Origin of the sequence: Haloactinopolyspora sp., assembly GCF_027324685.1 — a bacterium.
In the GTDB taxonomy this organism is placed as follows: domain Bacteria; phylum Actinomycetota; class Actinomycetes; order Jiangellales; family Jiangellaceae; genus Haloactinopolyspora.
Window position 1 is genome coordinate 1 of sequence record NZ_DAHVSH010000031.1, and the last position, 19,608, is coordinate 19,608.

At 67.8% G+C, this 19,608-nt stretch carries 26 protein-coding genes, 1 tRNA gene and 1 pseudogene; 10 read left to right on the top strand and 18 right to left on the bottom strand.

Translation table 11 applies throughout. The features are described from left to right. From M6444_RS04280 to M6444_RS04300, 5 genes are all read right to left on the bottom strand, one after another. A partial coding sequence (locus M6444_RS04280; RefSeq protein ID WP_298323486.1) for a CobD/CbiB family cobalamin biosynthesis protein occupies window positions 1-596 on the bottom strand: 596 nt, incomplete at its 3' end. Beyond that, entirely contained in the window at window positions 589-1,389 is an 801-nt protein-coding gene (locus tag M6444_RS04285) for an ABC transporter ATP-binding protein (RefSeq protein ID WP_363326232.1), read from the bottom strand. The genes M6444_RS04280 and M6444_RS04285, both read right to left, overlap by 8 nt. 5 nt (window positions 1,390-1,394) lie before the next feature. Beyond that, entirely contained in the window at window positions 1,395-2,468 is a 1,074-nt protein-coding gene (locus M6444_RS04290; protein WP_298323488.1) for an iron ABC transporter permease, read from the bottom strand. Between the two features lie 16 nt (window positions 2,469-2,484). Beyond that, complete coding sequence (locus M6444_RS04295; RefSeq protein ID WP_298323490.1) at window positions 2,485-3,450, bottom strand: ABC transporter substrate-binding protein; 966 nt, start codon at window positions 3,448-3,450, stop codon at window positions 2,485-2,487. A gap of 962 nt (window positions 3,451-4,412) precedes the next feature. Beyond that, window positions 4,413-5,084 (bottom strand): helix-turn-helix domain-containing protein, encoded by a 672-nt coding sequence (locus M6444_RS04300; RefSeq protein ID WP_298323491.1) that lies wholly within the window; start codon window positions 5,082-5,084, stop codon window positions 4,413-4,415. Window positions 5,085-5,186: 102 nt separating this feature from the next. On the opposite strand from M6444_RS04300, the pseudogene M6444_RS22870 reads away from it, so the two are divergent. The 3 genes and pseudogenes from M6444_RS22870 (at window position 5,187) to M6444_RS22875 (ending at window position 7,016) form a co-directional block, all read left to right on the top strand. Next, window positions 5,187-5,808, top strand: a pseudogene (locus tag M6444_RS22870) (dihydrofolate reductase family protein). Window positions 5,809-5,872: 64 nt separating this feature from the next. Further along, window positions 5,873-6,490 (top strand): dihydrofolate reductase family protein, encoded by a 618-nt coding sequence (locus M6444_RS04310; RefSeq protein WP_298323494.1) that lies wholly within the window; start codon window positions 5,873-5,875, stop codon window positions 6,488-6,490. 31 nt (window positions 6,491-6,521) lie between these two features. Further along, window positions 6,522-7,016: a hypothetical protein gene (locus M6444_RS22875; RefSeq protein ID WP_363326233.1), complete on the top strand. Its 495-nt coding sequence runs from the start codon at window positions 6,522-6,524 to the stop codon at window positions 7,014-7,016. A gap of 69 nt (window positions 7,017-7,085) precedes the next feature. Here the strand turns inward: M6444_RS22875 and M6444_RS04315 are convergent, their stop codons facing one another. Genes M6444_RS04315 through M6444_RS04325 form a run of 3 tightly spaced genes read right to left on the bottom strand, consistent with a single transcriptional unit; the run spans window position 7,086 to window position 7,557 of the window. Beyond that, on the bottom strand, window positions 7,086-7,295 hold the full coding sequence (locus M6444_RS04315; RefSeq protein WP_298323496.1) for a helix-turn-helix transcriptional regulator: 210 nt from the start codon (window positions 7,293-7,295) through the stop codon (window positions 7,086-7,088). After that, entirely contained in the window at window positions 7,292-7,426 is a 135-nt protein-coding gene (locus M6444_RS04320) for a hypothetical protein (RefSeq protein ID WP_298323498.1), read from the bottom strand. Before M6444_RS04320 ends, M6444_RS04315 begins: the two co-directional genes overlap by 4 nt. Then, window positions 7,423-7,557: a hypothetical protein gene (locus M6444_RS04325; protein ID WP_298323500.1), complete on the bottom strand. Its 135-nt coding sequence runs from the start codon at window positions 7,555-7,557 to the stop codon at window positions 7,423-7,425. Before M6444_RS04325 ends, M6444_RS04320 begins: the two co-directional genes overlap by 4 nt. A gap of 230 nt (window positions 7,558-7,787) precedes the next feature. Here M6444_RS04325 and M6444_RS04330 point away from each other — a divergent pair, with 230 nt between their 5' ends. Together M6444_RS04330 and M6444_RS04335 are read left to right on the top strand one after the other, a co-directional pair. After that, window positions 7,788-8,999, top strand: coding sequence for a helix-turn-helix domain-containing protein (locus M6444_RS04330; protein WP_298323501.1), 1,212 nt, complete (start codon window positions 7,788-7,790; stop codon window positions 8,997-8,999). Further along, window positions 8,996-9,469 (top strand): hypothetical protein, encoded by a 474-nt coding sequence (locus tag M6444_RS04335; protein WP_298323504.1) that lies wholly within the window; start codon window positions 8,996-8,998, stop codon window positions 9,467-9,469. The genes M6444_RS04330 and M6444_RS04335 overlap by 4 nt, the downstream gene beginning before the upstream one ends. A gap of 134 nt (window positions 9,470-9,603) precedes the next feature. Here the strand turns inward: M6444_RS04335 and M6444_RS04340 are convergent, their stop codons facing one another. The 8 genes from M6444_RS04340 to M6444_RS04375 all read right to left on the bottom strand — a co-directional run bounded on the left by M6444_RS04340 (window position 9,604) and on the right by M6444_RS04375 (window position 13,344). Then, a complete protein-coding gene (locus M6444_RS04340; RefSeq protein WP_298323506.1) occupies window positions 9,604-9,762 on the bottom strand; it encodes a hypothetical protein in 159 nt (52 codons plus the stop codon). Beyond that, window positions 9,759-10,091: a hypothetical protein gene (locus M6444_RS04345; RefSeq protein ID WP_298323508.1), complete on the bottom strand. Its 333-nt coding sequence runs from the start codon at window positions 10,089-10,091 to the stop codon at window positions 9,759-9,761. Before M6444_RS04345 ends, M6444_RS04340 begins: the two co-directional genes overlap by 4 nt. Then, on the bottom strand, window positions 10,088-10,357 hold the full coding sequence (locus M6444_RS04350) for a hypothetical protein (RefSeq protein WP_298323510.1): 270 nt from the start codon (window positions 10,355-10,357) through the stop codon (window positions 10,088-10,090). Before M6444_RS04350 ends, M6444_RS04345 begins: the two co-directional genes overlap by 4 nt. Before the next feature lie 251 nt (window positions 10,358-10,608). Continuing rightward, a tRNA-Ala gene (locus M6444_RS04355) sits at window positions 10,609-10,684 on the bottom strand. Between the two features lie 257 nt (window positions 10,685-10,941). Then, a complete protein-coding gene (locus M6444_RS04360; RefSeq protein WP_298323512.1) occupies window positions 10,942-11,691 on the bottom strand; it encodes a MerR family transcriptional regulator in 750 nt (249 codons plus the stop codon). 179 nt (window positions 11,692-11,870) lie between these two features. Beyond that, window positions 11,871-12,011, bottom strand: a complete 141-nt coding sequence (locus tag M6444_RS04365) for a DLW-39 family protein (RefSeq protein ID WP_363326234.1) — start codon at window positions 12,009-12,011, stop codon at window positions 11,871-11,873. A gap of 150 nt (window positions 12,012-12,161) precedes the next feature. Then, window positions 12,162-12,554, bottom strand: coding sequence for a VOC family protein (locus M6444_RS04370; RefSeq protein ID WP_298323515.1), 393 nt, complete (start codon window positions 12,552-12,554; stop codon window positions 12,162-12,164). 13 nt (window positions 12,555-12,567) lie between these two features. Next, a complete protein-coding gene (locus tag M6444_RS04375; protein WP_298323516.1) occupies window positions 12,568-13,344 on the bottom strand; it encodes an ArsR family transcriptional regulator in 777 nt (258 codons plus the stop codon). A gap of 51 nt (window positions 13,345-13,395) precedes the next feature. On the opposite strand from M6444_RS04375, the gene M6444_RS04380 reads away from it, so the two are divergent. From M6444_RS04380 to M6444_RS04390, 3 genes are all read left to right on the top strand, one after another. Further along, on the top strand, window positions 13,396-14,670 hold the full coding sequence (locus tag M6444_RS04380) for an APC family permease (RefSeq protein ID WP_298323518.1): 1,275 nt from the start codon (window positions 13,396-13,398) through the stop codon (window positions 14,668-14,670). A 55-nt stretch (window positions 14,671-14,725) separates the two neighbouring features. Beyond that, on the top strand, window positions 14,726-15,325 hold the full coding sequence (locus tag M6444_RS04385; protein WP_298323520.1) for a dihydrofolate reductase family protein: 600 nt from the start codon (window positions 14,726-14,728) through the stop codon (window positions 15,323-15,325). A 247-nt stretch (window positions 15,326-15,572) separates the two neighbouring features. Beyond that, complete coding sequence (locus M6444_RS04390; RefSeq protein ID WP_298323522.1) at window positions 15,573-16,454, top strand: hypothetical protein; 882 nt, start codon at window positions 15,573-15,575, stop codon at window positions 16,452-16,454. Window positions 16,455-17,318: 864 nt separating this feature from the next. Here M6444_RS04390 and M6444_RS04395 read toward each other — a convergent pair. After that, the gene (locus M6444_RS04395) at window positions 17,319-17,780 is read right to left on the bottom strand and encodes a GNAT family N-acetyltransferase (protein WP_298323525.1); all 462 of its coding nucleotides are present in this window, start codon (window positions 17,778-17,780) and stop codon (window positions 17,319-17,321) included. A 101-nt stretch (window positions 17,781-17,881) separates the two neighbouring features. After that, entirely contained in the window at window positions 17,882-18,616 is a 735-nt protein-coding gene (locus M6444_RS04400) for a GntR family transcriptional regulator (RefSeq protein ID WP_298323526.1), read from the bottom strand. 194 nt (window positions 18,617-18,810) lie between these two features. On the opposite strand from M6444_RS04400, the gene M6444_RS04405 reads away from it, so the two are divergent. Both M6444_RS04405 and M6444_RS04410 read left to right on the top strand, forming a co-directional pair. Beyond that, window positions 18,811-19,260 carry a hypothetical protein gene (locus M6444_RS04405; protein ID WP_298323527.1) on the top strand — a complete coding sequence of 150 codons (450 nt, stop codon included), beginning with the start codon at window positions 18,811-18,813 and terminating at the stop codon, window positions 19,258-19,260. A 3-nt stretch (window positions 19,261-19,263) separates the two neighbouring features. Then, window positions 19,264-19,497, top strand: a complete 234-nt coding sequence (locus M6444_RS04410; RefSeq protein ID WP_298323529.1) for a hypothetical protein — start codon at window positions 19,264-19,266, stop codon at window positions 19,495-19,497. The last annotated feature ends 111 nt before the right edge of the window (window positions 19,498-19,608 follow it).

The following is a 19,608-nucleotide window of genomic DNA, read 5'->3' on the forward strand; positions in this document are numbered from 1 at the left end:
GTCCGGTAGCCCCAGACCGCGTCCGCGGTGTTCGCGTACCGGTACAAGGCGGCAGCCGGCAGCCCACCGAGGCCGAACCACAGCAGCGGCGCGATCACCGAATCGGACAAGTTCTCGCCCAGCGACTCGATCGCCGCCTGACGCACCTGGTCTTCCGACGCGGCGCTGACGTCGCGACTGACGATCCGGGCGACGGCGGCGCGCCCCGCCGCCACGTCAGCCTGAAGCGCACGCTCCACGGCATCGACCTCGTCGAGCAGCATCCGGTAGGCCAGCAGCGGCCACAACGCCGCGCCGACCAGCACCGGCCGGATCCACGGCGACGCACGCCCGGCGGCCCGGTGCACGCCGACGCCCGCCGCGACCACCGCTACCGCGCCCACCGTCCAGGCCACACCGCCGGTGACGGCGGCACGCACCGGGGGACCGGCCGGTATCCGCCGGCCCGCCGTGTCCAGGCCGATCCCGATCAGGCGGACGGGGTGCACCGCCAGCGGCGGCTCCCGCCATACCCGGTCCAGCACGAGCGCGACGGCCACGGCGGCCGGGGCACCGGCCGCTGCCGCACGGATATGCGCTGGTCCTCCCTCACGCACCGGAGGACACCCCCGGCCGGCGGACCGCGCGTTCACGCACCGGCACCACCACCACGCCGCCGTGCGGGTCATGCACCACCCGTACCGACGCGTCGTAATGCCGCGAGATCAGCTCCTCGGTCAACACGGCCTCGACCTCGCCCTCCGCCACGACCGCACCATCGACCAGCAGAACCAGCCGTTCGGCGAACTGGCCGGCGGTCGTCAGGTCATGCAGCGCACTGATCACGGTCAAGCCGCGATCGACCCGGAGGTGGTCCACCAGTTCCAGCACGTGCTGGGCGTGGCCCAGATCCAGCGCGCTGGTCGGCTCATCCAGCAGGAGCAACGGCGCCTGCTGGGCCAACGCCCGGGCGAGGACCGCTCGCTGGAATTCGCCACCGGACAACGAGGTGACCGGCCGTTCAGCGAGTTCCCGCAGCTCCAGCGTCTCGAGCAGTTCTTCGGCAACGGCGATGTCACGCGGGGATTCCACCCCGAAGTACGGCACGTACGGCGTCCGGCCCAACAGCACGTAGTCCAGCACGCTCATGCCGTCCGGGCGGGTCGGCGCCTGCGGCACGAACGCCACCGTGCGAGCACGTTCCCGCGACCTGAGCTGGTCGAGCGACCCCCCGTCGAAACCGATGCCTCCGGTGTAGTCGACGGCACCGGCGATCGCGCGCAGCAGCGTGGACTTCCCGGCACCGTTCGGCCCCACGACGGTCACCCACGACCCGGCAGGCACCGTCAGGTCCACGTCGGCGAGCACCCTGCGCCCCAGCAGAGTGACCTCGAGCCCGGTCACGGTCAGCGCGTTCACCAGCTCCTCCGGGAACTACGCAACACCAGGGTGAAGAACGGCGCACCGATGAACGCCGTGAGCACGCCCACGGGCAGTTCCCCCGGCGAGATCAACGTGCGTGCGGCCAGATCCGCCCCCACCAGGAACGCCGCTCCCAACAGCGCGGACAGCGGCAGGATGATGCGATACGACGTGCCGGTGAGCATCCGGATGATGTGCGGGACGACGATGCCGACGAACCCGATGAGCCCACTCACCGCGACCGCGGCCGCCGTTCCCAGCGTCGCCGCCAGGACCACCAGCAGCCGGACTCTGGCCGCCGGGACGCCGAGGCTGCCGGCCTCGTCCTGGCCGACGCTGAGCACGTCGAGCAACCTGCGATGACCGAAGATCACGATCGTCGCGACCGCGACGTACGGCAGGACCGTGAGCACCTCGCCCCACCCTGCGGTCAGCAGCCGACCCAGGATCCAGCCGTACACCTCGCGCAGCGAGTCCGAGTTGCGCTGGTTGACATACGTCTGGACGGCCGTGAAGAACGCCGCGACGGCGACACCGGCCAAGATGAGCGAGTTGGCGCTGCGCCCGCCGGCGCTGCGACCCAGTACGTACGTGGCCGCGACCCCCATCAGGCCACCGACGAACGCCGTCACCGGCAACAGCCCCCGGTCGCTGCCCGAGACGATCGCGAACGTCGCCCCCAGGCCTGCGCCCGCAGCCACGCCCAACAGGTACGGGTCGGCCAGCGGGTTGCGGAACACCCCCTGATACCCGGCGCCGGCGATCGCCAGCATCCCGCCGACCAGCATGGCCAGCACCACCCGCGGCGCACGCAGCTGCCACAGGACCGCGGCGTCGCGTTCGTCGAGCCCGCCGTCCAGATCCACGAACGGCACCTGGTTGGCGATCTCGACCAGCACGCCCCGCAGCGGCAGCCCAGCCGGGCCGATCGTCAGGCCCAGCAGCACCGTCACGACCAGCACGGCCAGGGACAGCAGCAACGGCTTGGCCGTCAGGCGCACCGGCTTGAGCTCCGGAGCGGCAGCGCCTGCCGGTGGGCCCGCCGAGGGGGGCGGTGTCGTCTTCATCGGGATCGACGTTCTGTTACGACGACGCCGACACGAGGTCGGCGCGAGCGTCGGTCAGCGCGCGAAGGAAGTCCACCACCCGCGGACCCCACCGACTGGCGATGTCCTTGTCGATCTCGATGACGCGGCCTTCCTGCACGGCGGTCAGCTGGTCCCAGCCGGGCCGCTGGGCGATGGACTCGGCCGTGACGCCGGAGTCCGCGCTGTCGGCATAGAAGATCACGTCGGGGTCGGCTTTGACGACGTATTCCGGCGAGAGTTGGGGGTACGGCCCGCTCGCCTCTGGTGCGTCGTCGGCGATGCTCACCATGCCGGCCATGGCGTACACCTCGCCGACGAACGTCTCCCCGGTGACCGTGTACAGGTTGGGGTCGAGCTCGTGGAAGTAGGTGATCGGCTCGGCATCGGCCGGGATGTCGGCGGTGAGCTCGTCGATGTCGGCCTTCATCTGCGCCACTAGCTCTGCCGCCTCGCCGACGTGCCCGGTCGCCACCCCGAGGCGCTCGATCTGGGCGTAGGAGTCCTCGATCGTGGCCGCGGACGTGTTGATCAGCGTGGGGATACCGACCTGGTCGAGGCTGGACACCAGCTCACCAGGGTCGTTCTCGGCCACCACGAGGTCGGGGTCGTAACCGATGATCGCCTCGGCGTTCGGCTGATACCCGGACAGATCGGTGGTCGGCGCCTCCGGCGGGTAGTACGAGTACTCGTCCGCCGCGACGACCTGGTCACCCGCGCCGATCGCGAACAGCATCTCGGTGGCGGTTGGCGACAACGAGACGATCTGCTCGGGGGCCTCGGGGATCTCGACGGGCTGCCCGTCGCTTTCCACCGTGACCGGGAACGACGAGTCCGCCGACGCGGTGGCCGGGGACGAGCTTTCGGCTGCGGTCCCAGCGGTGTCGTCGTCGCCACAGGCGGCCAGCAACAACGGCACCACAACAACCGCAGTGAGACCGGTGAGCCGGGACGGACGTTTCATGTCTTGCGCCTCCTTCTGTCGCTGGAAGGGGCGCGTCGGCCGGTGGGGCTCGCCTCCGCGACCCGCCCTTTCCACCGAGGACGAATCGGGGCAACGAGGCTGGCGACCTGGCTCGTCCTCCGCTGTGCGGAGGCATCACAGTTGCGGGACAGCGCCGGATTGGACCGGACTTCGCAGACACTCGTCACACCCGGGCCGGAGCCCGGGCAAAAGCGATCCTACCGGGTTCTCCTCAGTTCCTCGATCCGAGCAGCTCCACCGGTAAAATGATCATGTTCACTTGGCAATTGCCTGTCGGACCACCCATGCACGCCCCGTGGCGCAACAGAACACCTCGTGGTGCGTCCGTCGCTCGGCGGCCCTGTCGTACGGCTGAATGGCTCAGCGGTTCGAGGCCCACAGCGGGTCGCGCCCGGTGAGGCCCAGGAGGCGATGCATCGTCGGTGACGCGTCCGGCACGGCGACCGCCGGCCCGTACACCCCCATCTCGCGCCCTGCTCGGCGGTTTTCGCCACCTCGACGTACAGGTACTCCAGCAGGTCGTCGTCCCATACCGGGTCCTGTCCGGTCGAGCGCGCCAGGTCCCAGCCGTGCACGACGAACTCCCCGAGGACCATGGCGCCGATCAGCGGCGCCGGCAACTCCATCGGACTTCCCATGGCCGTCAAGCCGGTCCACGCCTGTGGATCGCTCCACGCTTCGGCGGTGCGCTGGGCATGTCGCTCGAGCTCGTCGACCCAGTCACCGACTGTCAGATCGACGTCGGTTTCGGCCGACGACGACGGCCGCACTGATCGAGCCGTCCGAGACGCGTCGTGAGGGGGACGCCCGGAACGGACCGTGTACCGCATCACCGACGACGGGCGGGCGGAATCGGCCAGCCGGTTACGCGCACTGACCCCCGCCTTGCAAAGGCGGGGCGCTGCCAGTTACGCCAGTTCCCCGTGCTGTTGGTCGTGGCATCACCAATGCGACACTGCATCGGAGTACGGAACGGAGAATGTTTCGGCGAACCTGGCGAGCAGGTCGGGGTCACCCTGAACCGAGATGGCGCCCTGGTCGATGGCGTCGGCCGGGGAGAGATCGCCGGCGAGCAGGTCACGCAGGACCGGTCCGCCAGCGATGACCAGGTCGGGGTCGGGGTGCTCACCCGGAGCGACCTCGATCGTCCCGTTGCCCACGGTGGCTTGCGCGACCGCGTCGCCGACTCTGATCGTGTACCCGATGGACCTCCCGTCCGGCGTGCTGCCGTCGTCCGCTGCCGCTCGTAGCGCGGTCACCAGCGACGCCTCGGTGACCGTCTCACCCTCGCGCGGCTCGCGCATCGCGGCAGCACCCCAGCGGGCCAGGGCGTCGAGAGCCGGCTGGAGCTCGGCCGCACGCGATGTCACGGCGTACACGATGGACCGATCCGCCCCGCTGCGCGCCGTGCGGACGATCAGGCCGTCCCGCTCCAGCTCCTTGAGTCGCGTGGCGAGCAGATTGGACGGTATGCCGGGCAGACCCGCGGCCAGGTCGGAGTATCTCCGCGGCCCGATCAGCAGATCGCGCAGGATCAGCAGCGTCCACCGCTGTCCCAGCATCTCGGCGGCACGCGCCAGCCCACAGAACTGCCCGTACTCCCGCTTCGCCATGCCCAGACATTAACAATTAACTTGTTTTAATCAAGCCTGCTTTACTTTTTAAAGTTATCAGGTGCCGGCCTGGTGGTTGGTGGCAAAAACACGAGGAGAACCATGAGCGAGCAGACCGCGACGACATCCCAGCAGCTGGTGGTGAACATGATCACCTCTCTCGACGGTTACGGCGCCGCCGAGGGATGGCCGGGCTGGTGGGGCTTGGAGGGCCCGGAGTACCTCGGCTGGCTGGAGCGCGAGCCCGTCACCGATGTCACGTTCCTGATGGGATCGACGACGTATCGACTGATGTCGGGGATGGCGCAGAACGCTCCGGCCGACGAAAACGTCAGTGACCAAGAGTCCGAAATCACTCACCGGCCTGGCCGCAGCCGACAAGGTGGTCATCTCCTCGACACTGCGGCAGCCCTACGCGTGGCCGAACACCACCGTGCTGTCCGGCGATCTCGTCGAGGTCGTGAGCGAGTTGAAACGGACCGCCACGAAGCCCATCCGGACCCTTGGCAGCGTCAGCCTGTGCCGCTCGCTGATGGACGCGGGCCTGGTCGACAGGTTCCGCGTGGTGATCTTCCCGGTCATCACCGGCAGGACGGGTACGGATCGGATCTACGACGGATACTCCGATTTCGCCCTCGACCTGGTGGAAAGCCGAGTCTTCGACAACCGCACCCAGCTGCTCGAGTACGTCCCCCGACGGCTCGACGCCCCGCTGAAGCGATGAGCCGACCCGAGCAGCCTCCCGAAACATCCTCCCGTGTTACATCCGTCAAACGAAGAGCGGCATCATGGAACTGAAGGTCAACATCCAGGTCTCCGTCGACGGCGTATTCCAGTCCAACGGCGGACGCCACCCCGACTTCGACCCAGGCATGGACCGTGGTGGGTGGGCCAGGCCGCTGTTCGACGACGAGTCCCTCACCTACGTCGGCAACTACTACCAGCGGGCCGACGCGTTCCTGTTCGGCCGGCGCACCTACGAGATATTCAACTGGTCGTGGGGCACCGGCACCTGGGGCGCTGACCACGGCAACAACCCCATCTCCAACGCCCTCAACACACGTCCCAAGTACGTGGCATCCATGACGCTCACCGAGCCGACCTGGTCGAACACGACCGTACTGTCCGGAAATCTCGCCAGCGCCGTCCGGGACCTCAAGGCACAGCCGGGACGCGAGTTGCAGGTGCACGGCAGCGGCATGCTGGCGCGCTGGCTGCTGATGAACGACCTCGTCGACGAACTGACCCTGCTCGTGGCGCCCGTGATCGTCGGGCAGGGGGAAAGGCTGTTCCCCGACTCCGGGCCGGACCTCGCGCTCGACCTGGTCGAGACGCGCGCCTTCCCGAAGGGCATCGTCCTGCAGACCTATCGACCCGCCGGCCGCCCCTACTACGCCTCCGATTAAGCGGCTCACGTTGCTCCACGAAGCATTTCACTTGATTGCCGACCGTGATCTCGCTGGACCGATAAGGAGCACGCGAAGCCCGGAGGAGCAGCGAGCCTTCCACTTCGCCGGTGCGTTCTTACTGCCCGCCAGCATCGTCCAGCAGCGAATCACTGAGTCCCTCAACCTCCATGGTTACCTTCCGGTCAAGGCGGACTACGGGATGTCCGTGTCGGCCATAATGCGCCGTGCGCGGGAACTGGGGGTAATCAGCGCCCAGCGCTATAGAAGTCTCTCCATCCAACTTTCCTCCCAGGGTTGGCGCACCAACGAACCCGTCGAGGTCGCGGATGAGCGGCCGCTTCTTCTCAGGCAGGCCCTGCATAGGGTCTACGGCAGGCAGGCCGTTGCGCGCGCGTCACACGTGGTCGGTGTAGCGCCGGCGTGGATTCACCGGTGGACCCACGACGAGCGAACTGCTGATACGACAGCCACCACGGGCAACGTTATAGACCTTTCCGCAGCGCGTCGCCGAAGTCGTCGATGAGGACAAGGCCCCCGGTATGGCGCCCGCTGGCGCGTGCAGCCGGTCGCCTATAACTCTTCACTCGGGCGCCTACATGAGGTCTCTGGGCGGCACGTCGAGCGCGTCAGCGAGCCGGTGGATCAGCAGGAGGGTCGCGCCGGTTCCGTCGCTCTCGAGCGCGACGATGTTGTTGGCGTGCAGCCCGACCTGTGCGGCGAGCTCGGTCCGGGTCAGCCCGCGGTCCTGACGCAGTTGCCGTACGCGGGCGCCGAACGCGGCCCCGAGCTCCTCGTCGGTCATGACCGGTTCCGGCGGTGCTGGCGCCACCGGTCGAAGGACACCATGGCGAACAGGACGAGCCCGAGCACGACGATCGTGGCCGCGCCGACCTCGTCGGTGCCGCCATCGAGGGCCAGGTGGGTGAGGGTCACGATCCGCACCCTGTGCACTCGACCAGTTCGCGGTCGCGTTCGTCGTCCTCCTTGATGATCGTCACTCGGTGCAACGTGACCGTGCCGCACGTGCGGCACGGCTGACGCCTGGTGGTCTCGTACCTGCTCATGGTGTCGTCCTCGTCGCCGGGGATCGTTGAGGGGCGGCGCCCTGCCGGGGAGTCCGTGTGGGCGGCGCGCATCCGGCAGGGCGCCTCGAGCCACGATCGAGGCGGTCAGTGCCTGCCCGTCACTCGTGGTCACGATGCTGAGTCACGGGTGGGGAGGCGGCTACACGTCCAGGTATGGGATCGTCTGGCCTATACACGTCGGGATGAAACCCGGGAGGTGTCGGCGCACAATGGGTACCGAGCTTGAGGGCTGGGACAGACCTGAGATCCGCGACGCCCTCAGAGCAGGTGACTGGGCACCCGTCCTGCGGATGGTGCTCGACGCCGGGTTCTCTCAGACCGAGATCGCAGCCCGCGCCGGCATCTCCCAAGCGCACGTGTCCCGACTCACAACGGGCCGCAGCCGCGATCCGGGTATAGCGACTATACGGGCCCTGTGCGATGGGCTGGGCATACCCAGACGCCTCGCCGGGCTCACCGACAACGACCAAGGGGGTGACGACACGGACCGCCGCCAATTCATCGCTACCACCGTCGGCGCCGCCGCATCCGCCGTCGTCGCCGCGCAGCACGCCGACGACGACCGCCTCGTCATGCTCACCACCCTGTCGTATCGGCAGATCGAGCAGACCACCCCAGCCCGGGCGATGCTCGCGGCAGCAACCGGGCACCTGAACCTCGCGCGGCAGCTCGCCGAACGCGCCACCGGGCAGATGCAGGCGCGCATGTTCGGCGCCGTCAGCGAGGCCGCCGGGCTCGTCGCGTGGCTGCATGCCGACACGGTGAACCTCGCCGTCGCGCGGGCGAACTACCGCCTGGCCGTCGACGCCGCCCGCCGCACCGGTAACCCGCTGCTGCCGGTCTACATGCAAGCAAGTCTCGGGCAGTACGCGGTGACAGTCGGCGATGCGCGGCAAGGTCTGCGGCTCATCCGCGAGTCCGCGGCCCGGCTGCCGAACTCTGCGCCGGCCACCGCCCGGGCGTGGCTCGCTGCGGCCGACGCGGTCGCCCTGGCGCATCTCGGCGACGCGGCCGCTTGGGGGATGCTCGACGAGGCCGAGCGGTACGCCGAGGCGGGACAGCATGAGGAACCGGTGTGGCCGTGGGTGTTCCGGTTCGACCAGGCGAAGATCGACCAGTCTCGTGTCGTCGCCGCGTCGCGCCTCGGTTGCCGCAGCGCGCTCCCGTCGTCCGCCCCCGGTGCGCGGAGCCCGAAACAGTCCGCCGTGGCGATGGTCGAGCACGCCCGCGCGCTGGCCGCTGGCGGCGACGTCGACGAGGCATGCAGGATCGCCGCGGACGCGCACCAGCTCGGTACCCGGTACGGTTCCGAGCGGGTCCGGCTCGCTGTGCGTGACTTCCGGTCCGCCGTGCGGGCCGACACCGCCTCCGTGCGGGAGCTCGACGACCTGATGTTCGACACCTATGGGGAGCGCCAGTGAGGATCGCCGTCAGTGGCCACCGCGGATTAGATGACACCACCACGCGGCTGGTCGATGAGGGCATCCGGGCGCATCTCGCGACGATCGAGGGTGACCTCGTCGGTCTCAGCTGCCTGGCTGACGGCGCGGATCAGATCTTCGCCAGGGCCGTGCTCGACGCCGGCGGCAAGCTCGTGGCCGTCGTGCCGGCGGTGAAGTACCGCGACAGCAGTCTCCCGGAGTCAGCGCACGCCGAGTATGACGACCTCCTCGCGCGAGCGGTCGACGTGCACCGGCTCGACCACATCGAGTCGACGTCGGAGTCCCACATGGATGCGAGTCGGCTGATGCTGCGAGCCGCCGATGTTCTTCTGGCGGTGTGGGATGGCGAGCCTGCCCGCGGGTACGGGGGGACGGCTGACGTGGTGTATTTGGCCCGAGAAATGGGGCTCAGCGTCGCCAGAGTGTGGCCCGACGGCGCATCCCGCTGAACACCCGCCCCCGTCCACCGGTGCGGACTGCGCGACGCGGTGCGCGAGTTTGCCGCCGCTACCCCCGGGGGCCGGTCAACCGCTGACGGCCCGGCCCGGGCATCCGCGGACCGGGCCGGGCCGGGCTTCTCCCGCTACCGTTCGTCATCCTCGTCGTCATCCTCGATCGGCTCGACTGGCGGCTGCGGGCGGCGCGGCGACGTGGGGCCGTCCGGGTCGCCCTCGCGGCAGAAGAAGCACGTGCCGCCGCAGCCGTGGTCCGCGGGCTGGTCTACGTCGCGGGGCTCACTCATTGGCGGTTCAGCTCCTTCGACTCGCTGTCGGTAGTGGTGCAACCCAGCTCCGCGGCGCTGATGCCCAGAGCGCGAGCGGCAGCCACGATCGCCGCACGGACGGTGGCGTCCTGCTGCTCGCCCTCGTCGGCGTCGAATCGGTCGTCGGTGCCCAGCGCTGGCACGTGCAACCGCACCCGATCGTCGCCAAGCAGCTCGACGTACACGCCGTAGCCGTACTCGGACTCGAGACCGAGGGCCGCGTCGAACTCGAGCAGTGCGGCGTGCCAGTCCTCGTGTGTGTGCTGGTCCTGGATAAGCGCGTCGCTGGTGCGCGGCAGCCGCGTCATCTGAGCTTCTCGGCGGCGTTGTCGAAGGCGTCGAGCACCACTGCTGGCACCGCGCTGGCACCGGACTCGGCGACGACGCGGATCAGGTCCGCCGCGAGCGTCGCGGCTTTGTCCGGCGTCATCTGGATGGACAGCACGTGGTCGACGTCGCCGACGACGACACGGCCGATGCGGGTATACCACTTCGCGCCGACATTGAGGCTCGACGACATCGTGACGTAGGTGTTGCGGGTGGGTTCTTGCGGGCTGATTACTGTTTCGCTCACGGGGTCCACTCCTGCGTGGGTTCCGAGGCCCCGGCCGGCGGTGTGATCGCCTGGCTGGGGCCGACCTGTATCCGGGGAAATGAGGTCGTTCGGAGACACGGAGGCCCGCGCATGTTGAACTGCCCTGGACGCACGCGCCGAGAAGGCGTGCGCCGACTGATGGGCCACCAATGGGCCACCAGCGAGGAGGTGAGGATGCACCGCGAGAAGCTGCGGTCTTACTTAGCCGCAGGTGAGCGGCCATTTCGTGCTGGTGGAGACGAGGGGAATCGAACCCCTAACCCCTGCCTTGCAAAGGCAGTGCTCTGCCAATTGAGCTACGTCCCCGAACAGTACAGCCCGGCATCGGCGACGAGCCATCCGCAGGACTGCGTGGTCGAGGATACCGCCTGATCGAGCGCGACACCCAATCCATTCCTATGAGACAGGACGGCTTGGTCCGCCGCCCGACTCCGGCACGCTCGGCCCTGCCGCTATTGACACCGCCGACCCTGGTGCTGCTTCGCTACACCCGGTAGCACGAGAAGCCGCGCTGCGCCCGCCAGCCGAAGTCGGGAGATCTGCAGCTCTCCCGACTTCGGTTTCTAGCCCAGGCGCGTGTCGGCGTAGGCCTTCATCGCGTCCCGCAGGTACTCGACCAAGGCGTCGTCACCTGCGCCGATGTTCTGCCGGAATCGGTGGTCGTCGACGTACAGGTCGGCGAGCCCCTTGTAGGCCTCCTGGTTCGGCGTCCAGAACAGGCAGATCCACTCGTAGTGGCCCTGGATGATGTCCTGAACCCGCTCGTCGTCGACGGCGACGCCGTCGGCACGCAGCGCCGCCAGTGCGTCCCTGGCCTCGCCGAATCCCCGCCGGGCCTGCTCGGCCTGCTCCGGGGTCCAACCCCGGGCACGCGCATACGAGTCGTCGATGGCTTGGTCGCCCCAACGTTCTCGGGCTTCGGCTTCGTACGGGTTGTGATCGAAGCCGTCGAACATCGCATCCGCGGTCATCGTTCCTCCCTTCTCGAGTTCGGTCATGGTGGCCTCCACGGTCGAGACGAGCCGGTCGAGACGTTCTCGCTCGCTCAGCAGCCAATCTCGGTGCCGACGCAGGACGTCGACGGTGCTGTCGTGGTCCTGCCCGGCGAGAACGTCACCGATCGCGTCGAGTCCGAGTCCGAGCTCGCGCAGCAGGAGAATCCGCTGCAGGCGCAGCAGGTGCTCCCACTCGTAGAAGCGTCGTCCGCTCGGCTCGGTCCACGCCGGCTTGAGCAGGCCGATGGCGTCGTAGTGACGCAGCGTCCGCGAGGAGACGCCGGAATAGCGCGCCACCTCGTTGATCGACCAGCTCATGATCGCTCCCGTGCCGTCCACCGGATCGGTCCATCCGATCCGTCGACGACGCTAACGGTTGACGTAGCGTCAACTTCAACCGCAAAAGCACGAGCGGGGAGGATGCAAGTCCCGGAAGAACGCAGAACCGGCCACGCGAGCGCCCGGCATAGCGGGGCTCACGTGGCCGGTGGGATCGGTCAGCGCGGGTCGGCCGGCGGGATCGGATCCGTGGCCTCGGCCCACAGATCCTGCTCGGCTTGCCCGGACTGGTAACGGCGGTACCCGACGTAGCCGGCTACAGCCAGAAGCGCTGCCAGCAGGACTTTCTTGTTGAACACGATGTTCCGCCTCCAGACGGTGGTCGCCATCTGCGTGCGAGACTAACTCAGCCGGAGCGAACATCGTCAGGCGGACCGTCATTCTCCACGCAGAAAATCGGCTGCGAACGGCTGGACGCGTCAATGCCGCGTCGGCGACCGGCGACCGGCTCATCGCTCGGCGGAACGGGCGGGTTCGAACAGCTCGATCAGGTTGCCGGCCGGGTCGGCGAGCAAGATCTGCCGCCCGCCTGGACCAGCGACGATGTCGCTGCGGAAGGGCAGCCCGGCTCGGCGCAGGCGAGCGACCTCGCCATCCAGATCGTCGACGACGAGATGGATGCGGTTGCGCCCGGCGTCCACGACGTCGACCGGGGTGGCGCGCGCACCCGAGCTCGCGGGCCCGGACAGCAGGAGTCGAAGCGGGCCACGTACGACGTCGGCGAATGCGGGAACGACATTGGTGTTCACCGCGAAGCCGAGATGCGTGGCGTAGAAGTCGATCGCCGCCTGCACGTCGTCGACGATGTAACGGACGCTGGCGTAGCGCTCGGTGGCAGGCATGGTGCCTCCTCTATCAGTCGGTCGAGGCAAGAGCGGGCAGCAAGTGCCGCACCCGCGTGTTGATGTCCGCCGCGGCGCGCCGGAAGGCCGGAAAGCCGGCCTCGTCGGCGTCGGAAGCCGTTGCCGGGTCGGGAATGCTCCAGTGGATGCGCCGCGGGTGCTGTTTGAACTCCGGGCAGCGCTCACGCGCCCTGTCGCACAGCGTGATCACGGCATCGAATCGGCGACCTTCCAAGCCGGCGAGACGTCGTGGCTGTTGATCAGCCAGGTCGATGCCGAACTCCGCGGCCATGACCTGCACGGCACCCGGATGCAGGTGTGGTTTGGGACTGGTGCCCGCGCTCGCCACGTCCAGCGACCCAGCCGTGTGGTGACGAAGCAAAGCTTCGGCGATCGGGGACCGAGCGCTGTTACCGGTACACACGAACAGCACGGACGTTTCGTGGGACCAGCGTGGTCCGCTCCCGCCAAATGGCGGCACGGCGGGCTCACGTAACGCCGGATGCAACGCGGCACCGGTCGTAGCCAGTTCGGCCGAACAGCGGTCCAGGTCGAGGTGGTAGTAGCTGTCCCGCGCGTCGAAGCTGCTGCGCCGGGCCGTGACCAACCCGCCACGGCGCAGCAGGCGCAGATGGTACGAGACCAGGTTCTGGGGCTGACCAACCAACTGCACCAACTCGCGGACCCGGTGGTCACTGCCGGCCAACGCGGTCAGCAGCCGCCACCGCACCGGGTGATCGATCATCCGGACGAACGCCGGCGGCGCGGTCGCTTGACGGGACGGTGCCATGGGCACGACGATACATCAAACTGGTTTGATGCAATATCCGAGGAGCGTTGCATGTCACCCGACCCCTCTCTCGCTCGACGTCTGGGCACGGCTGATGCCGTGGTGATCGGGCTGGGGTCGATGATCGGCGCTGGGGTCTTCGTGGCATTCGGGCCAGCGGCGCGAGCCGCCGGTACGGGCTTGCTGATCGGGCTGGTCATCGCCGCGGTGATCGCCTACTGCAATGCGATGGCGTCGGCCCACTTGGCGGCGAAGTACCCGACGTCCGGCGGCACCTACATCTACGGGCGCGAACGGCTGGGGCCGTGGTGGGGCTTCATCGCCGGATGGGGGTTCGTGATCGGTAAGACGGCATCGTGTGCGGCGATGGCGCTCACCTTCGCCGCCTACGCCGTGCCCGGACCGTGGTGGGCTCAGCGCGGCGTCGCTGTGGCCGGCGTGGTGGCGCTGGCAGCGCTCAACTACCGCGGCGTGACCAAAACGGCCATGTTGACGCGTGCTCTGGTCGCCACGAGCCTGATCGCGCTGGCGGCGGTGGTGGTGGGCATCGCGCTCGGCGGGGAGGCGAGCCCGGCCAAGATCGACTGGCCGGACATGGGTGCCGACGACGCCTATGGCATCATGCAGGCCGCCGGGCTGCTGTTCTTCGCCTTCGCTGGATACGCCCGAATCGCGACGATGGGCGAAGAGGTCCGTGACCCGAAGCGCACGATTCCCCGAGCCATCAGGTCCGCTCTGCTGATCACCGTGGCGATCTATCTGGTGGTGGCGGTGGCAGCGCTTCTGGCCGCCGGCCCCGAGTCACTGGCGAACTCGTCCGCACCGTTGACCACAGCCGTCGACGCTGCCGGGGCGACAGCCCTCGCGCCGGTCGTCCGGATCGGGGCGGCACTCGCATCACTCGGTGCCCTCCTGGCCCTGATCGCCGGGATCGGCCGGACCAGCTTGGCGATGGCTCGCCACGGTGACCTTCCCGGCTGGTTGTCCGCGGTCCACCCCCGATACCGGGTACCGCACCATGCCGAGATCGCCCTGGCCGTCGTCGTCTGCGTCGTCGTGGCCACCGTCGACGTGCGCGGCGCTATCGGGTTCTCGTCCTTCGGGGTCCTCGTCTACTACACCATCGCCAACGCCTCCGCCTACACACTCGTGCAGCAGCGCCGGTGGCGCTGGCTCAGTGTGCTCGGCGCGTTCGGCTGCGTGCTCCTGGTCTCGACGCTGCCGTGGCCATCGGTCGTCGCCGGCCTGGCCATGTTCGCCGTCGGCATCGTCGTCCGAACCGTCGTGCTGGTACGACGAAAGCCGGGTAACGACCTGTCGAAATGACGGCGCGCTGGACGACGCATCGACGAGAGGCCAGCGATTGCGAAGGAGACAGGCCATGGGAAAGATCATCACCGGGGCGACGATGTCGCTCGACGGGTACATCGCAGGACCCCAGGACAGCGGTTTCGACCTGCTGTTCCAGTGGTACGGCAACGGCGAGGTCGAGCTTCCCTCGGCCAGCCCGGACGTACCGTCGCCCCGGATCTCGGCGGCGAGCGCTGCGCTGATCAAACCGGAGTGGGAGAACATCGGCGCGTTGGTCGTCGGCCGGCACCTCTACGATTTCACCAACGCCTGGGGCGGACGCCACCCGATCGACGTCACCACGGTTGTTCTCACCCATCAACGTCCCCATGACCGGCCGGAGGACGACGACAACTTCGTTTTCGTCACCGACGGCATCGAGACGGCCGTAGCTCGCGCGAGGGCCCTGGCCGGCGACAAGGACGTCGTCGTCAACGGTGGACAGATGGCCCGGCAGTGCCTCGAAGCAGGCTTGCTCGACGAGGTCGGCATCGAGCTCGTACCCGTCGTGCTTGGCAGCGGGACGTCGCTGTTCGCCGAGTACGACTCGCCTCCGGTGCAGCTCGAGGGGCCGGTCACCGTCGTGGAAGGTCGAGGCGTGACCCATCTGCGCTACCTCGTCAGGAGGTAGATGCCCCGCTGGAAGGCCGATGCGGGCGATGACCTGTCCACAGTTCGACGCCGGTGGCAGACATCGATCAGTGACGGAAAATACAGCGCACGGCTGTCTGAACGAGGCGCTCGCCGACATACGATTAAGGGGCGTGAGTACCGCACATTCCCCCGAGCCGAGAGACCGCGATCGCGGTCCGTCCGGGGCCGTGACCGAGACGAGGCAGACGGCCCCTGACAAGCCTGAGCGCCCATCGGTTCTGCAGATGACGGCGAGCGCGTTGACGGCGGTCAGCGCCACGGCGCTGCTGTCTTTCGTGGGCGTGTGGGGGACCGTGCTCGGCATGGGTCTGCTCAGCATCCTGACCGTGCTGGGCAACTACATGTACTCCTCTTTCATCCATCGCACGGCGGAGAAGGTGAAAGAGGTCGGGCCCGTCGTGGTACGCGCACACCGCACCCGCGAGTTCGGCGCCACAGATCTGCCCGTGCCCGATGCCACGCGGGTTGATCTCGAGCCGATCACCGCAGAACACGTCAACGCCGTCGAGGACGACACCGTCCAGGACACTCAGTTCGATGACGATGACGATGACCGGCCGGTCGGACGGTTGCGTGCAGCGTGGGATGCGATGGTCGAGCGGTACGGCATCCGCAGGATCGTGTTGAGCATCGTCGCGGTGTTCGTGCTTCTGGCCGGCACCGTGACGGCGATCGAGCTGCTGGCCGGCAAGCCCATGGCCGACATCGTGCGCAACGAGAGCGGTAGCGGCACCTCGGTCTTCGGGGGCAGCACGTCCAGCGGCTCGGACACGGACGATTCGGAAGACTCGGACCGCCCGAGCGGTCCCGACGACGATACCGATCAGCAGGACCGCGAGGACGGCGGAACGCAGGGCGAGGATTCACCGGGCGACGAGCAGCAGCGCGACGAGCCGCCGGCCGACGATTCGCCCGACGAGGATTCGTCCGACGAGGATTCGTCCACCGAAGACCCGTCCAGCGAGAACCCGCCCGCCGAAGATCCGCCAGCCGAGGACCCACCGCAGGACGAACCGGAGGACGAGCAGCCGCCGGCCGACGAACAACAACTCAACGAACCACCGGCGGACGAGCAGCTCCAACAAGACGCTCCGCCGGCCGAGTAAGGCTCGCGCGGCACAGCCGGGGCGCGTGGAACGCGTGCGCGCTCCGGCTGCTTCGCGGGGTGCCTGCGTGAAGGCCGGGGATGGAAAAGGCCCTACCGAGCGGATCGATAGGGCCGATGACCTGGGTGGGCCTACCTGGACTTGAACCAGGGACCTCTTCCTTATCAGGATCAGCCAGCGCTCTCGGTCGGTTCGTGCTGTTCGCGGTTGTCGTCGCTGGCCTTGGCAAACGTGTCGTCGGTTGCCGTCGAGTGTCGGTGCCTGTTGGCTTCGGCGCTGACGATCTGCTGACTGCCCATCCGAGTCATGCGCCCGCGCCACTCTCCCCCCATCCCCCTCATAACTGCCAGCTCTTAGGCCGACGCTGTGCGTGTCAAGGGTCGAAGATCGCGGAGCGACGACCGAAGGTCGCCCTTGACTCGGGCAGCGGTGGCCGATCATCCAGACATGAGGGGGATGGGGGGATCACGCAGCCGGTCCACGGTTCAGATTCGGCGGTACTGCACTGTTCGATGTGGCCGGGTCGGCTGCCGTGGTGTCGGATACGCGATGGGTAGCGTCGTCGTGTTCCGGTATGCATCACCGGGCCGGTGGCGGTGAGAACGTCTCTCACTTCGTCACCGGCCTTTTTCCGTACCTGCACGCCCGGTCGCGCCCGGAACGGCCGCTAGGCCGCACGCCCGGCGCAGGCCGGGCGTGCTGCGGTGCGCCGTAGGCGCGCCGCCTTGACGGAGTAAAGAAAGTTCTCACCGATGCTTCGAGGCCCCATGTTGTCACGGCTCAGTTGGTCTGCGGTGATCATGCCCCGGCGGGAGTCCGGTCCGATCTCACGACCTGCGGTTCGTCCGGAAGCCTGCTCCGGATTCAACGGAGCGACGTGTGTTCTTGCTCCGTCGGAAGATCGTTCGTGACCTGGTGCTGATGCATGGCATCCGTCGTGATGTCTTTGGCAGGTCGCTCGAACAGCGCTCCCGAGTTTCGGTGCGCCAGCGTCACCGTCCGGACGTGCGAGAACCCTTGGCTGACGTAGTAGTGGTGAAGACGAGTATTGGTTCGCCACGCGTCGAGCCGAAGGAGATCGGCGCCTTCGCGGGCGGCCTGTCGGCCACACCAGTCGAGGACAGCTGCTCCAATGCCGGTGTGCCCTCCAAGTGTGGCGACCTTAGCGACGTAGAAGGCGGGTTGCGCGAGTTCCGCGTGCGTCCAGAAGTCCCGGTCGCCGTGAGGGGTGAGAATTGCCGTGGCGATGATGTTGCCGCCGTCCCGCACGACGAATGCGTGCCCTGCCTTGATGTCCGGCAGGACCTTGCTGGCGTCGAATCGCACCGGCCACTGGTCGATGCCACGTCGGTGCAGGCGCGAACTGGCGTCAGCGAGTACGTCCAAGAACGATTGGAGGTCCGCCGCGTCGGCTCGTTCGATGCGTCTCATGCTGGGACTTCGTACAGGAGGCGGTGCCGGTCACCTGGCATGATCGTGATGGTGACTCTGATCGGCCCATCCTTGGTGCTGCCCGTCCGGGTGTGGCACATGACGGGGATGCCTACGCCGATGTTCAACGCCTGTGCCTCTTCCGGCGTCGGCATCCGGCAGGTCAGTTCGTCGTTGTAGTACTCCTGCACATAGCCGTGGTCGGCCAAATGGACGGTGAGGCCGGGCGTCATGTCGGCAGGGTCGAGAATGGCCGCGACCTCTTGCGCCAGCCACATCGGGTAGTACGAGTCGTTCAGATTCCACGGTTGGTCGTCGGCGAACCGAGTTCGCCGACGCACGGCTACCAAGGCTCCGTTGTCCAACTTGAGCCGCTCGGAGACTTCGACCGGTGCGTGGACAACGGCGACCTCGATGTCTGTTCGGGGCTCGCGCCCCTGGGAGCGCATGTCGTCAACCCAAGAGTCGACACCCATCGGACGTCGCCGCGCATGGCTCTCAGAGCGCGAAGCGTAGATCCAAACCGGCTCGCGTTTGCGAACCCGTCGTCCCCGTCCCTGGCTGCTGGTGATCAGACCCTCATTCTCAAGTGCGCTCAGAGCACTTCTGACCGTGTTGCGCGATACGCCATAGCGCGCGATCAGGTCCTTTTCGGTCGGTAAGGATTCGCCCGGTGCCAAGTCACCGGTAACGATGGCGCGCCGCAGATCGTCGGCGACCGTCCCACGCAAGAAGCCGCTGGCGGCTCGTCGTGGCGAGTTTTCGCTGGTCAACGTTCCTCCCATAGGGCTTGTACCAACAAGCCTATCGAATCCTCTTGACGAGCGCTTCTCAACGTGGCACGGTAATGATCACCGCTTGTTGGTACAAGTGGTATCGCTGGTACCACACTCGGTGGTGCCCGAACCGACAGAAGGAGGCAGTGATGGCACTGCAAGGTCCGATCCCGATCAGCTTCGACCAGGTGTTCCCGTACGGCGCGTTCGCCGTGGGTGAGGTCACGCAGGTGGATGACTTCGACCGGTCCACGAAGGACAACCGGGTCCAGCAGATCGACAAGAACACGAATCTGCGGATGTGGCAGGTGCGGGTGATGGACCCGGACCCGGATGCTCGTAAGGGTCAGGGTGAGGTCACGGTGAAGCTGTTGGCTGAGGTGTGCCCGTCGTTGCCGGATGAGATTCCGGGGATGCCGTTCCGGCCGGTGGAGTTCACGGGCATGACGGTGACGCCGTACATCGATGAGCGCGGTGCTCGTGGCCGGTTGGCGTTCTCGTTCAAGGCCACCGGTGTGCAGGCCCCGAGCAAGGGCGCCCGGACCGACGCCAAGGCCGGTGCGGCTGACGCGAAGTCCGGCGACAGCAAGGCTGCCTGAGTCGTGGCGGGGTATCTGGCCGGGTCGGCGGGTGTGCTCTACCTCGACAACGACGTGAGTGTTGACGTGATCGACGGTGGGGTGCACCTGACCGGCCTGCACCCCGACCCGGCCACCACGACGGTGGTGTCCACAGAACCGAAGGTGCTGTGGCGGCTGGCGGCGTGTCTGATGATCGCCGCTGATCAGCTCGGCATCCGCAACGGCAAGCGGGACGTGACCGGCGTCCCTCACTGAAACCCCACCGGGGACGGGCTACAGGCCTCAGAAACCGTCCCGTCCCCGGTGGTCCCAAACCACACCCCACAAGGGAGGGGATTGGTGTGTTCAACCGTACCCGTGAACGGG